Source organism: Aurantiacibacter luteus, from assembly GCF_001010945.1.
GTDB classification, from domain to species: Bacteria; Pseudomonadota; Alphaproteobacteria; order Sphingomonadales; family Sphingomonadaceae; genus Alteraurantiacibacter; species Alteraurantiacibacter luteus.
The window spans coordinates 636,191-648,644 of sequence record NZ_LBHB01000002.1 but is presented as its reverse complement, the minus strand read 5'-3'; the positions used below and the strand labels follow the sequence as shown (position 1 = coordinate 648,644).

Here is a 12,454-nt window from a genome sequence, read left to right as displayed (position 1 = left end):
GCGGAGCGTTCCTCGGCTGCGATCAGCCGGGCTGCACCTCGGTCACCGCGGCGCAGGCGTCGGCAGCGGTATCGCCCTCGCCGCCCGCGAGCTGGGTAAAGGCGATGAAGCCGCCGATCACCAGCACCACGAAGGCGGCGGTCAGCGTGCCGAGGTACTTGTCGATGAAGCGCTTGATCGGGGCGCCGAACACGCGGAACAGGACGCCCACGGTCATGAAGATCAGCCCGCGCCCGGCGATGGCGGCGAGCGTGAAGGTGGCGAGGTTCATGTGGATGAAGCCCGCGGTAATGGTCAGCAGCTTGAAGGGCACGGGGGTCGTGCCGGCGACGACGATCACCTCCCAGTCGTGCTCGCGCAGGTAGCAGGCGGCGGGCGCGAAGCTGTCCGTCAGGCCGAGCGCGCCGAGCAGCCAGGCCCCCACCGCGTCATAGAGAAAATACCCGATGGCATAGCCGAACAGGCCGCCCAGCACCGAGAAGGCCGTGCAGATGAAGGCGAAGCGGATCGCCTTCTTCGGCTCGGCAAGACACATCAGCCCCAGCAGCGGATGCGGGGGGATGGGGAAGAACGAGGATTCGACAAAGGCGAAGAACGCCAGCCACCACTGCGCGTGCGGGTGTGCGGCCTTGGCCATCGTCCAGTCGTAGAGACTGCGGATCCAACCCATCATCGCGCGCGTGACCCATATTTAATGGAAGATGGGGCGCACTAGGGCAGAGGCGCACACCGCGCAAGTCCAACAAACGAACCTATATGGCACTTTTGTATTGACATCGTGACGCTCTCTGGTTAGAGAAGCGGAACATCGCGATGGTGCGAATCGAAGGGCGGCCCCGGAAACTCCGGCGCGGCCCTTTTTCGTGTTTGCCCTGTCGCAGCAACCGGAGGGGTCGACGATGAACGACGGGATCGCCGAACGCGCCGCTTGGATCGCGCCGTTCCTGGAAAAGCTCGCCGAAAGCAGCAATGTCACGGCATCGGCCAAGGCCGCCGGCATCTCCGCCAGCACCGCCTATGCCGCCCGCCGCAAGGACCGCGAATTCGCCCGCCAGTGGCGCCGCGCCCTGTGCGAGGGCTACGACAATCTCGAGCTCGAACTGCTGCGCCGCCTGCGCAAGGGCCAGCGCCCGACCGAGAAGACCAAGTACGACAATGCCGCCGCCATCCGCCTGCTGCTCGCCCACCGCGACGAGGTGAGCCAGCAGCGCGCGCTGGACGAGGACGAGGACGAGGAAGCCATCCTCGCCTCGCTCACCGCCAAGCTCGACAAGATGCGCGAACGCCAGATCGCCACGCAGAAGCTGCTGGCCGAGGACGGCATGATGACGCCCGCCTATGACTAGCATCGCGGCGCTGCGCGACTGGCTCGCCGCGCAGCCGCAGCCGGCGCGCGCCGAACTGATCCGCTCGCTGGCGCTGGAGGAGCAGCGCGCGCTCAAACGCTACTGGAAGGTCTGGGCGCGGCCCGAACAGCAACCGCCCGCAGGCGACTGGTCGACCTGGCTGGTCTGCGCCGGGCGCGGTTTCGGCAAGAGCCGGGCGGGCGCGGAATGGGTGTGCCAGCTCGCCGCGGCGGACGCCGATGCGCGCATCGCGCTCGTCGGCAGTTCGCTGGGCGAGGCGCGCGCGGTGATGGTGGAGGGCGAGAGCGGCGTGCTCGCCTGCATGCGCCGCCGTCGCCGCCGGGTGACCTGGGAGCCGTCGCTCCGCCGGCTGACATTCGCCACCGGCGCGCAGGCCCTGCTCTATTCGGCGGGCGAGCCGGAAACGCTGCGCGGCCCGCAGCACAGCCACGCCTGGTGCGACGAGATCGGCAAGTGGGAGGCGGGCCGCGCGCTGGAGACCTGGGACAACCTCGTCATGGGCCTGCGCCTGGGCGAACAGCCGCAGGCGCTCGCCACCACGACGCCGCGCGCCACGCCGCTGCTGCTGCGCCTCTTCGCCGAGGCGGAGCGCGGCGAGGTGGCACTGGTGCGCGGCAGCACCTTCGACAACGCGGACAACCTGCCGCACCGCTTCGTGCGCGACATCCGCATGCGTTACGGCCACACCGCCATCGGCCGGCAGGAGCTGAGCGGCGAACTGCTGACCGACGTGGAAGGCGCGCTGTGGAGCCGCACGCTATTGGAACGCTGCCGCGAGGAGGTGAACCTCGAGGGTTTTGTGCGGGTGGTGGTCGGCGTCGATCCGCCCGCCTCCTCGCGCGGGGACGAATGCGGCATCGTGGTGGTTGGGCTGACCGAGGAGGGGCGCGCCAAGGTGGTCGCCGACTGCTCGATCCGCCGCCCCAGCCCGGAACGCTGGTCGCGCGAGGTCGCCCGCGCGGCGCTCGACTGGAATGCCGACCGCGTGGTGGCCGAGGCCAACCAGGGCGGCGACATGGTACGAAGCGTCCTCCACGCGGTGGACGCAGCCATGCCCGTGCAGCTGGTCCACGCCAGCCGCGGCAAGGCAGCCCGCGCCGAGCCCGTCGCCGCGCTCTACGAGACGGGCAGGGTGATCCACGTCGGCATGTTCGGCAAGCTGGAAGACCAGCTCTGCGGCCTGATGACCGGCGGCAGCTACGAAGGCCCGGGCCGCTCGCCCGACCGGGCGGACGCGCTGGTCTGGGCGCTGACCGAGCTCATGCTGGGCAAGCGCGGGGCGCCGCGGGTGCGGGGGTTTTGAGCGAACTCTTCGCCAGCCGCCCACCCATTAATACCGAATGCTGCCGAATCCCCGGTCGCCCGGCGACCGCAAGCGCGACTGCGCGCCCGCAGCCGCCCCGCAGCGAAGCGGAGGGATTCAGGCGAGGATAGCCAAGGGCCCGGACGGGCCCGCCGGCGATTGAGGAGATAACGATGTCATTTCTCGAAAACCTGCGCTCCGCCTTCAAGGGCGGGGCGAGCGAGCGTGTGCCCATCGCCCGCGCGTTCCAGTCGCCCTGGGGCTGGGCCTATGAGAGCGGCGGCGCGCGGTTGCCGTTTGACTATCGTGGTGCCGTTCGCCACGCCTACCTCGCCAATCCGGTGGCGCAGCGGGCGGTGCGGATCGTGGCCGAGGGCGTGGGCAGCGCGCCGCTCTTCTCGACGCACGAGGCGGCCGCTGCGCTGGTGCGGCGGACCTCTGCCGGGCAGGGCCTGCTGGAGACGCTCGCGGCGCAGATGCTGCTGCACGGCAACGGCTTCGTACAGGTTGCCCGTGACGGGGCGGGGCTACCGGTCGAACTGTTCGCCCTCAGGCCAGAGCGCATCAGCGTGGTGCCGGGAGCGGACGGCTGGCCCGCGGCCTACCGCTACAAGCTGGGCGATCGCACGCTGGAGCTGCCGGTGGAGGACGAAGACGGCTGGCCCTCGGTCATCCACCTCAAGAGCTTCCATCCGGCGGACGACCACTACGGCGCGGGCTGCCTCTCCGCCGCGGAGCAGGCAGTGGCGGTGCACAACGCGGCCAGCGAATGGAACCGCTCGCTGCTGGAGAACGCGGCGCGGCCCAGCGGCGCGCTGGTCTACGAGGGCGGCGAGGCCATGGGCCTCACCACCGAACAGTTCGAGCGGCTGAAGCGCGAGCTGGAAGCCGCCTACCAGGGCGGCGGCAATGCCGGCCGGCCCATGCTGCTCGAAGGCGGGCTCAAGTGGCAGAGCTTGTCGCTCTCGCCCGCCGACATGGACTTCGCCGAGCTGAAGGCCGCCGCCGCCCGCGACATCGCGCTCGCCTTCGGGGTGCCGCCGATGCTGCTCGGTCTGCCGGGCGACGCGACCTACTCGAACTACCGCGAGGCCAACCGCGCGCTGTGGCGGCTCACGCTGCTGCCGCTGGCGGGCAAGATTCTCGAAGGCCTGCAGGAAGGGCTGGAGCCGTGGTTCCCCGGCCTCGACCTCGCCATCGATCTCGACCGCGTGGCCGCGCTCGCCGAGGACCGCGAGAAGCTGTGGGCGCAGGTGACCGCCGCCACCTTCCTCTCGGACGAGGAGAAGCGGGCCATGCTCGGCCTGAAGCAGGGAGACGCGAAATGATGCGGCAGGACATGCTGGCGGCGCTCATGGTGCAAGCGCAAACGACCGGGACCGATCTTGTCACCCTGCGCGCCATCGTAGAGGAAGCGAGCGAGATCGGCGCGCGGCGCACGCTCGACCGGCTGGGGCTGGGCGACGATAATGCGCAGGACGACCTCGATGAGCTGCGCGACCTTCTCGGCGCCTGGCGCGCGGCCAAGGCCAGCGCGTGGAAGGCCGCCGTGGAGTGGCTGGTGCGCGGCGTCGGCGCTCTGCTGCTGATCGGCATCGCCGTGCGCCTCGGCGTCGGGGAACTGCTGCGATGAGAATCGCCGGTTATGCCGCCCTGTTCGACGTACCCGACGGCGCGCGCGACACGATCCAACCAGGCGCCTTTCGCCGGACGCTGAGCGAACGGCGCGAGGCCATCCCGCTCTACTGGCAGCACCGCCCCGACCAGCGCATCGGCTGGGTCGAGCGCGCGGAGGAGGATGAGAAAGGCCTGCGCGTTGTCGCCAGCATCGATAATCCCGACAGCCGCGCGGTCGCTATGCTGCTGGGCAAGGCGGTCAACGGTCTCAGCTTCGGCTACCGCGCACGGGGCTTTCGCCGCTCGGAAGCAGGACGCGTCTTGGAGGACATCGACCTGTTCGAGGTCAGCCTCGTCACCCACCCGCTCCAGCACGGCGCCAGGATTCACCTGATCGCCTGACCCCCTCATTCCTTTCCGGCGCAGGCCGGTTCGATTCCCCTCGACGTTCCAGCCTGCGCTGGAGCGCGCCTTTGCATGTCCCATCGAAAGGTAATTCCCCCTATGGATATCCAGATCCCCTCCCAGACCGTCATCGGTGCCGCGGTGGACCCGCTCGCCGATCCGCTGACCCAGAGCTTCGATCTCGTCGCCCGCCAGGACAAGACCGAGTCCGAGGTCAAGGCCCTGCGCTCCGACGTGGACGAGGTGAAGGCCCGGCTCGACCGCATGGGCCGCGCCGCCGTGCGCCCCGTCATCGGCGAGGGCTCGGGCGAGCCGAGCGCCGAGGTCAAGGGCTTCGTCGACGGCTACCTGCGCCGCGGCCGCGAGACCGAGGTCAAGTCGATCAGCGGCGCGGTGGCCAAGGATGGCGGCTATGCCGTGCCGCGCGAGATCGACGCGATGATCGCCAGCGAGCTGAAGGACATCTCGCCCATCCGCGCCATCGCCCAGGTCGTGCAGGTCGGCACCAGCGGCTATCGCAAGCTCGTCACCACCGGCGGCACCGCTTCGGGCTGGGTCGGCGAGACCGGTGCCCGTCCGGAAACCGACACGCCGGAATTCGCCGAAATCGCCCCGCCCACCGGCGAGCTCTACGCCAATCCGGCGGCGAGCCAGTCGATGCTCGACGATGCCGCCTTCGACCTCGAGGCGTGGCTGGCGAGCGAAATCGCCATGGAGTTCGCCCGCGCCGAGGGTGCGGCCTTCGTCAAGGGCAACGGCATCAACCAGCCGCGCGGCTTCCTCTCCGCGCCGACCAGCATGGCGGGTGACGCGGTGCGCACCTTCGGCACGCTGCAGTACATCGGCTCGGGCGATGCCGACGGCTTCGACGCGGCGCCCGAGGCACGGCTGATCGACCTCGTCCACACGATGAAGGCCGGCCACCGCCAAGGCGCGAGCTGGGTGATGAACTCCGCAACGCTTTCGGAGGTCCGCAAGCTCAAGACCACCGACGGCGCGTTCCTGTGGCAGCCGGGCCTGATCGAAGGCCAGCCCGATCGCCTGCTGGGCTACCCGGTGGTCGAGGCCGAGGACATGCCGGACGTGGGCGCGGGCGCCTTCCCCATCGCCTTCGGCAACTTCCGCGCCGGCTACCTGATCGCCGAACGCTCGGCCACGCAGATCCTGCGCGATCCGTTCACCAACAAGCCCTTCGTCCACTTCTACGCCACCAAGCGCGTGGGCGGGCAGGTGCTCGACAGCTCGGCGATCAAGCTGCTGAAGATCGAGGCGTGATTTTGAGTGCGAGCCCGCCTTGCGCGGGCTCGTCCTCGCTAGACGCGCAGCATAGCTGCGCCGCTGCGGGCGGCCGGTCGGCCTTGCGGTCGGCTGTGCCGCCCGTTCGCAGCACTTTACGTCAAGCCGTGCGCCGGTCCGGTCGCTTCAGCGACCGCAAGCGCGACTGCGCGTCGCGCGTCGCCGCGCGGAAAGCCAAGGGGCGGATGCCCCGCCGGCGATTGAGGAATATAAAAGATGAAGCGAACCATCATCGCGCCGGCCCTGTTGCCGGGCGCGGCCCTCGACGAGCTGAAGGCATGGCTCGCGATCACCACCACGCGCGACGATGTCGTGCTCACCGCCTTGCTGCGCGCCGCGCTCGACACCTGCGAGGTTTTTACCCGCACGATGCCGATCGAGGCGCTGTGCCAGGAAGTGCTGCCGTCTGCCGCGGGCTGGCACAGGCTCGCCACCCGGCCGGTGCGGGCCATCACCGCGCTCGAGGCCATCGCGCCGGGCGACACGCGCACGGCCGTCGACCCGCTCGCCTACCAGCTCGACATCGCGGCCGACGGCAGTGGGCGGGTCGAACTCAAGGCGAGCTTCGACCAGGGCCGCGTCGCCGTGCGCTTCACCGCCGGTCTGGCAGCAGACTGGCAAAGCCTGCCGGAAGGGCTGCGCCACGGGGTGGTGCGGCTTGCCGCACATCATTACCGCGAGCGCGACGCGGGCGGAGCCGGCGCCCCGCCCGCCGCCGTCGCCGCATTGTGGCAGCCGTGGCGCCGGATGCGCCTCGCATGAGCGGGCTGATCGCAGCGCGCGTGGGCAGACACCCCGGCCTCGCTGCCCGGCTTGCCGAGCGGGCTCGCAAGCTGGCCGTGGCCCATGCCGAAAACGCCCTGCGCACTCGCCGCGCCGACCCGTGGCGCTGGCGCAAGGCCCGCTTGCTGTGGCCCCTGATTGGCGGAGAACGATGATGGAAACGGCCCTGAGAAAGGCGCTGGTCGACTGGCTTGCGGACGATCCGCTGCTGTCCGTCGCACTCAACACCATCACCGAGGAAGCGCCCGCTCGGACTGCCCCGCCCTGGCTCGGCATCGCCGCCAGCGCCAGCACCGACTGGAGCGCGAAGGATCGGCGCGGCCGCGAGGTGCGCGTGGCGGTGGAACTGCACACGCGCGGCGACGAGCCCGGCGAAAGCGGCAGCCTCGCCGCGCTGGTGGAAGACCGCATCGAGAGCCTGCCGCTGGCGCAGGACGGCTTCTCTGTCGTCACCACGACGTTTCTGCGCGCCCGGTCCGAACAGCGCGCCCGCAACACCCGCGCGGTGCTCATGGAATACCGCTTCCGCCTGCTCGAGACCGCCTGATCCACCTTTCATCGGAGACAAGACAATGACAGCCCAGAAAGGCTCAGCCTTCCTTCTCAAGATCGGGGACGGCGCCCAACCCCCCACCTACGCCACCGTCGCCGGCCTCCGGACGACGCAGATGTCCATCAACGGCAATGCCGTGGTCGTGACCCACAAGGGCTCGGACGGCTGGCGCGACCTGCTTTCGGGCGCGGGCACGCGTTCGGTATCGGTCAGCGCCGCGGGCATTTTCCTCGGCAGCAGCGCCGAGGCCGAAGTGCGCGGCCACGCCCTTGCAGGCACCATCGCCGACTACGAGCTGAGCTTCGAGGACGGCGAGCGCCTGCGCGGCCGGTTCCTCGTCCAGCGGCTCGACTACTCGGGAGATTTCAACGGCGAGCGCAACTACACGATGCAGCTCGAAAGCTCGGGGGCCGTCGTTCCGGCATGAATGCAAATCCCGAACGCGGCGAGGCCGCGATCATAGTGGCCGGAAGCCCGCGAATCCTGCGCCCCAGCTTCGCCGCGCTCGTCGCCGCCGAGGAGGAACTCGGCCCCTTGTTCGCGCTGGTCGAACGCGCGGGCGAGGGACGATTGCGGCTGACCGAGATTACCGGGCTGTTCTGGCACTGCCTGGCCGATCGCGGCGCCACGACGCGTGACGACATGGGCGACGCGGTGATGGCGCTGGGCCTCGCCCGCGCGGCGGCGCCCTTGCGCGTGCTCCTCGCACAGATCCTGCAGGGGAGCGCGTGAGCGGCGCCTTCGCCCACGGCGCACGGCGACTGGCGGGACTCGCCGGTCGGCTGCTGGGCTGGCCGCCGCACTGGTTCTGGCAAGCGACGCCAGCCGAGCTCGCGGCCATCCTGCACGAGGACACCGGCACCGCATCGCCCGGCATGGACCGCGCCGCGCTCGACCGGCTGATGGCGCAGGACGCGACAGAAGGGGCTCTGGAGGGGAAAGACAATGGACGATGAAATCGACACCCTGCTGGTGGAGGTCCGCGCAAATACCAGCGGCTTTCGCAGCGACATCGAAGCGATGCGCAGCGGGCTCGACTCCTCGCTGACCGACGGCTTTGCCCGTGCCGGCGACGTGCTCGAACGCAGCCTGCTCTCGGCCATCCGTCGGGGCAAGCTGGGTTTCGACGAACTCAAGTCCGTCGCGCTGGGCGCGATGAGCGAGATTGCCGCGCAGGCTCTCCGGTCTGGGCTCGGCACCCTGCTCGGCGGCGGCAATGGCTCAGCGGGCGGTGGCTCGGCGGGCGGCATGGGCGCGGTGCTGAGCGGGCTTTTCGGCTCGCTCCTCGGCCTGCCCGGTCGCGCCACCGGCGGTCCCGTCGCGCCCGGCGCGGCCTACATCGTGGGTGAGCGCGGGCCGGAGGTTTTCGTCCCCACCAGCGCCGGGCGCGTGGAGACAGGCGCCCGCTTCGGCCAGCAACAGCAGCGCGACGTGCGCGTCTCGATCGCCCTGGCGCCCGAACGCGGAGCTTCGGGACCGGTGATGCTCCGCCGCTCGAGCCGCCAGGTCGCCAGCGCCGTAGCGCGTGCCATGCGTAATTTCTGAAAACGAAGGGAAGCCAAGACCATGGCATACTGGCTCGCCGACAAGCGCGAAGGGCAGGACAGCGACTTCCTGCAACGCTTCGATGCCGACTACTGGACCGTCGATTTCCCGCGTCCGGCAATGGCCAGCATCATCACCCAGCGATCGGACACGGTGCGGGTGGACTGCGAATTCCACCATCGCAACGAACTGGTCGGGCTGATCTGGGACAGCGAGGACCGTTTCGACCATCCGCTGCTGGGATATGCGACCGACCGCGACTATTCGCGCACCACGCTGACTTTCCTGTGGACCAGCAGGGACGTGCGACATCTCGACGAGGTGAACGGCCCGACCCTGACGATCGAAGGGCGCGACACAGACGGCAATGCGCGTAGCTGGTTCGTCCGGCTGTGGAAGTACGCCGAGGGCGCGCCGAACAGGGCCACGGTCACCCTGCCGTTCTCGAACCTGCGCGAGGGCTGGCTGGCCGACGGCGACCTCGTGAACCCGGCGGCGATCGACCGGATGTTCATCTCGATCGTGCCGCCGGGCTACGATCCGGCAGACCCCTCGCCGTTCGCGCAGGCGACCACGGGCGTCGTCGGCCTCAGCAACATCCGCGTCGCCGGCGAGCGCGCCATGCTGGAGCTGGGGGACGTCATCCTGCCGGCAAATGGCAGCGGCATGGCGACGGCATACGACGACAGCTACAACCTCGCGCCGGGCCGGGTGCTGCGCAATCTGCGCCATCTCGGTTACACCGGAGATGTCGTCCACTACCTCGGCATGAGCCACTTCTTCCGGTTGCAGCGCCAGCCGGACGGCGCCCTGCTCGTCGATCCCGCGGGCACGTTGTCGCTCCCGGCGATCTCCTGGCACTCGCAATTCCTCGTGAAGTGCAAGGCGCTGGGTATCCGGCCCATCCTCTCGCTGTCCTACGAGCTTCTCGATGTGCACTGCCCCTCCGCGTGGAAACAGCGGGCCCATAACGGGACGGCGGCGCGGACCGGATGGGAGCCTCCATCGACGCTGCTCTCGCCCGCCAATCCGGAGGCGATGGCGTACCTGCGAAGCGTGGCGGCGAAATTCCTCGATCTCGCCCGCACCCGTTCGATGGCTGTCGCCTTCCAGATCGGCGAGCCCTGGTGGTGGGTCACCGCCGACACGCGCGCGCCCTGCCTGTATGACGATGCCGCCCGCGCGGTGCTCGCATCGCGTGTGCCGAGCGTACCCGCAATCACCGATCTGCGCACCGCCTCCACCCCGGCTGAGCTGGCGCTGCTCGATGCCGCGGGCGCGATCCTCGCCGAATCGATAGCTGACCTCGCCGCCGCCGCGCGCGCGGCTTATGGCGGCCCGCTCGAGGTCATGCTGTTGGCCTTCACGCCGACCATCCTCGATGCCGCCACGCCCGAAGCCCGGCGCGCGAATCTGCCGACAGGTTGGGCCTGGCCTGCCTACGACCGGCTGCAGGTCGAGGATTACGACTGGCTGACCGCCGGGGCGGAGGCGCTGCGGCGCAAGGCCTACAAGACCGTGCAGGCGCGGCTCGGCTACCCGCTCGACAGACAGGATTACCTAGCCGGCTTCGTGCTCGATCCCGCCGACCGCGAGCGGTTCTGGGCCCTTATCGATGCCGGCCTCGACGAGGCCCGGGCCCGCGGCGTCGTCAGAACCTTCGTCTGGGCGCTGCCGCAGGTCTGCCGCGACGGATACGTCCGCCTTCCCTACCAGGAGAAACAGGTGCAACCTTTCGACGACCTGCTCTACCCGCTCGCGCTCGGCCGCGATGCCGGGGTGAGCCCCGAATTCTCGACATCTATCGCGCTGACGGCTTCCGGGCACGAGCGGCGCAACAGCCAGTGGAGCGATGCTCGGCTGCACTACGACGTCGGCCCCGGCATTCGTGGCGAGACCGATCTGGGTGTCCTGCTGGAATTCTTCCGCGCCCGCCGGGGCCCGGCGCGCGGTTTCCGCCTCGCCGACCCGTTCGATTTCAGCTCCAACGGGCTGACCGGGACGCCGACCGCCACCGATCAGCTGATCGGCATCGGCGACGGCCTGACGGCGAGCTTCTGGTTGCGCAAGAACTACGGCAGCAGCGAGGATCCGCAGCAGCGCCCGATCACACGGCCGCGCGCCGACACCGTGCTCGTCAGCGTCGACGGCGTGCCAACCACCGACTGGGTACTGGAACCTGGCGGCCCGGTGATCTTCACCGATGCGCCGGGCGCGGGCCAGTCGGTGCGCGCGGGCTTCCTGTTCGACGTGCCGGTACGCTTCGCCGAGGACCGGCTGGACATCACCGGTGCCACCTTCCGCGCGGGCGAAGCGCCAAGCGTGCCGCTGATCGAATTGCGGGAGGAACTATGAGCCATGTCTTCTTCTCGAACGAGCTGGAAGGTGTCGCGACCTGGTGGAGCATCAAGCGCCGCGACGGGGTCGCGCTCGGCTTCACCAGCCACGACCGCGATCTCGTGTTCGGCTTGATGACCTATCGCGCCGCGCCCGGCATGGTCCCTTCAGCCATTCGCCGCACCGCCGACCTGCGCCGCGATGCGGTGGAGGTGCAGGGCGTGCTGGCCCACGACGCCATTTCCGCCGAGGATCTGGAGACCGGCCGGTACACCGGGGCGCGCATCGCCATCGGCCTCGTCGACTGGGAGACGCTCGATCGCGCCGTCCTGTTCAACGGCGAACTGGGCGATGTGAGCCGCGAGGACGGCAGCTTCGAAGCCGAACTGCGTTCGGCCAAGGCTGCGCTCGAACTCGATCCCGTGCCGCGAACCAGTCCGACCTGCCGTGCCGCCTTCTGCGATGCCGCCTGCGGGCTCAGCCCCAACCTTCACACGACGCTGGTTGGCGTGAAGGCGCTCGACCTCGAGGCCAACAGCGTCGCCTTCGACGCTGGCCCACCTGCCGCCCACGCGCTGCACGGGCAGGTCAAATGGGTCGACGGACCGCTGACCGGGACTACGATGCAGGTGATTGCTGCCGATGGTGGCTCGCTGGTGCTCGACCGGCCGCTGTCGGCAGATATCGCGCCGGGTGCCCGCGCCTACCTTCGCGAGGGGTGCGATCACACCATTGCGACCTGCGCCGGGCGTTTCGCCAACGCCGCGAACTTCCGCGGCGAACCGCACCTGCCGGGCAACGACCTGCTCGCCCGCTATCCCACGGGGTCGCGGTGAAGAGCGCAAGGCGGGCTTTCGCCGAGGCCGCCGAGGTACTTGTCGGCACACCCTTTCGCCTGCGCGGTCGCGATCCGGCAAGCGGTATCGACTGTATCGGCCTTGTCCATGCCGCGCTCGTCGCAATCGGACGCCAGCCGCCCGCGCTGCCAACCTATACCTTGCGCAACTGCGACGTCGCCCCGCTTCTCGCCCTGCTCCCCGAAGCGGGCTTCAAGGCGACCCGGGCCAGGCTGCGTCCCGGTGACGTCGTCATGGTCCGGACCGGACCGGCGCAGTTCCATCTCGCCGTCGCCGCGGTGCGCGGCGGCTTCGTCCACACACACGCCGGGCTGGGCCACACGGTGCTCACCCCCGCGCCGCTGCCATGGCCCATCGTCGGGCGCTGGCGTCTCACCTGACCGGAAAGGCC

At 69.8% G+C, this 12,454-nt stretch carries 17 protein-coding genes; 16 read left to right on the top strand and 1 reads right to left on the bottom strand.

All coding sequences use genetic code 11. The features are described 5' to 3' along the window. Positions 1 to 22: 22 nt before the first annotated feature. The gene (locus AAW00_RS09640) at positions 23 to 670 is read right to left on the bottom strand and encodes a YqaA family protein (protein WP_047004557.1); all 648 of its coding nucleotides are present in this window, start codon (positions 668 to 670) and stop codon (positions 23 to 25) included. A 229-nt stretch (positions 671 to 899) separates the two neighbouring features. Between AAW00_RS09640 and AAW00_RS09635 the strand changes: the two genes are divergently transcribed. The 16 genes from AAW00_RS09635 to AAW00_RS09560 all read left to right on the top strand — a co-directional run bounded on the left by AAW00_RS09635 (position 900) and on the right by AAW00_RS09560 (position 12,443). Further along, a complete protein-coding gene (locus AAW00_RS09635; protein WP_047004119.1) occupies positions 900 to 1,346 on the top strand; it encodes a hypothetical protein in 447 nt (148 codons plus the stop codon). Continuing rightward, entirely contained in the window at positions 1,339 to 2,670 is a 1,332-nt protein-coding gene (locus tag AAW00_RS09630; RefSeq protein ID WP_047004118.1) for a DNA-packaging protein, read from the top strand. Before AAW00_RS09635 ends, AAW00_RS09630 begins: the two co-directional genes overlap by 8 nt. Before the next feature lie 173 nt (positions 2,671 to 2,843). After that, entirely contained in the window at positions 2,844 to 3,998 is a 1,155-nt protein-coding gene (locus AAW00_RS09625; protein ID WP_047004117.1) for a phage portal protein, read from the top strand. Next, complete coding sequence (locus AAW00_RS09620; RefSeq protein WP_047004116.1) at positions 3,995 to 4,303, top strand: DUF6127 family protein; 309 nt, start codon at positions 3,995 to 3,997, stop codon at positions 4,301 to 4,303. Before AAW00_RS09625 ends, AAW00_RS09620 begins: the two co-directional genes overlap by 4 nt. After that, a complete protein-coding gene (locus AAW00_RS09615) occupies positions 4,300 to 4,689 on the top strand; it encodes an HK97 family phage prohead protease (protein ID WP_047004115.1) in 390 nt (129 codons plus the stop codon). Before AAW00_RS09620 ends, AAW00_RS09615 begins: the two co-directional genes overlap by 4 nt. A 102-nt stretch (positions 4,690 to 4,791) precedes the next feature. Continuing rightward, a complete protein-coding gene (locus tag AAW00_RS09610; RefSeq protein WP_047004114.1) occupies positions 4,792 to 5,967 on the top strand; it encodes a phage major capsid protein in 1,176 nt (391 codons plus the stop codon). 237 nt (positions 5,968 to 6,204) lie between these two features. Further along, positions 6,205 to 6,750: a head-tail connector protein gene (locus AAW00_RS09605; protein WP_047004113.1), complete on the top strand. Its 546-nt coding sequence runs from the start codon at positions 6,205 to 6,207 to the stop codon at positions 6,748 to 6,750. After that, on the top strand, positions 6,747 to 6,926 hold the full coding sequence (locus tag AAW00_RS09600) for a hypothetical protein (protein WP_047004112.1): 180 nt from the start codon (positions 6,747 to 6,749) through the stop codon (positions 6,924 to 6,926). The genes AAW00_RS09605 and AAW00_RS09600 overlap by 4 nt, the downstream gene beginning before the upstream one ends. After that, positions 6,923 to 7,318 carry a DUF3168 domain-containing protein gene (locus AAW00_RS09595; RefSeq protein WP_338151458.1) on the top strand — a complete coding sequence of 132 codons (396 nt, stop codon included), beginning with the start codon at positions 6,923 to 6,925 and terminating at the stop codon, positions 7,316 to 7,318. Before AAW00_RS09600 ends, AAW00_RS09595 begins: the two co-directional genes overlap by 4 nt. A gap of 25 nt (positions 7,319 to 7,343) precedes the next feature. Further along, complete coding sequence (locus AAW00_RS09590; RefSeq protein ID WP_047004110.1) at positions 7,344 to 7,751, top strand: phage major tail protein, TP901-1 family; 408 nt, start codon at positions 7,344 to 7,346, stop codon at positions 7,749 to 7,751. Beyond that, positions 7,748 to 8,056, top strand: a complete 309-nt coding sequence (locus AAW00_RS09585; protein WP_047004109.1) for a gene transfer agent family protein — start codon at positions 7,748 to 7,750, stop codon at positions 8,054 to 8,056. The genes AAW00_RS09590 and AAW00_RS09585 overlap by 4 nt, the downstream gene beginning before the upstream one ends. Further along, complete coding sequence (locus AAW00_RS09580) at positions 8,053 to 8,280, top strand: phage tail assembly chaperone (RefSeq protein ID WP_047004108.1); 228 nt, start codon at positions 8,053 to 8,055, stop codon at positions 8,278 to 8,280. Before AAW00_RS09585 ends, AAW00_RS09580 begins: the two co-directional genes overlap by 4 nt. Continuing rightward, a complete protein-coding gene (locus AAW00_RS09575) occupies positions 8,270 to 8,869 on the top strand; it encodes a hypothetical protein (RefSeq protein ID WP_047004107.1) in 600 nt (199 codons plus the stop codon). Before AAW00_RS09580 ends, AAW00_RS09575 begins: the two co-directional genes overlap by 11 nt. Positions 8,870 to 8,890: 21 nt before the next feature. Then, positions 8,891 to 11,224 carry a DUF2460 domain-containing protein gene (locus AAW00_RS09570; RefSeq protein ID WP_047004106.1) on the top strand — a complete coding sequence of 778 codons (2,334 nt, stop codon included), beginning with the start codon at positions 8,891 to 8,893 and terminating at the stop codon, positions 11,222 to 11,224. After that, positions 11,221 to 12,042 (top strand): DUF2163 domain-containing protein, encoded by an 822-nt coding sequence (locus AAW00_RS09565; RefSeq protein WP_047004105.1) that lies wholly within the window; start codon positions 11,221 to 11,223, stop codon positions 12,040 to 12,042. The genes AAW00_RS09570 and AAW00_RS09565 overlap by 4 nt, the downstream gene beginning before the upstream one ends. Then, positions 12,039 to 12,443: an NlpC/P60 family protein gene (locus AAW00_RS09560; protein ID WP_047004104.1), complete on the top strand. Its 405-nt coding sequence runs from the start codon at positions 12,039 to 12,041 to the stop codon at positions 12,441 to 12,443. Before AAW00_RS09565 ends, AAW00_RS09560 begins: the two co-directional genes overlap by 4 nt. Positions 12,444 to 12,454: the final 11 nt, after the last annotated feature.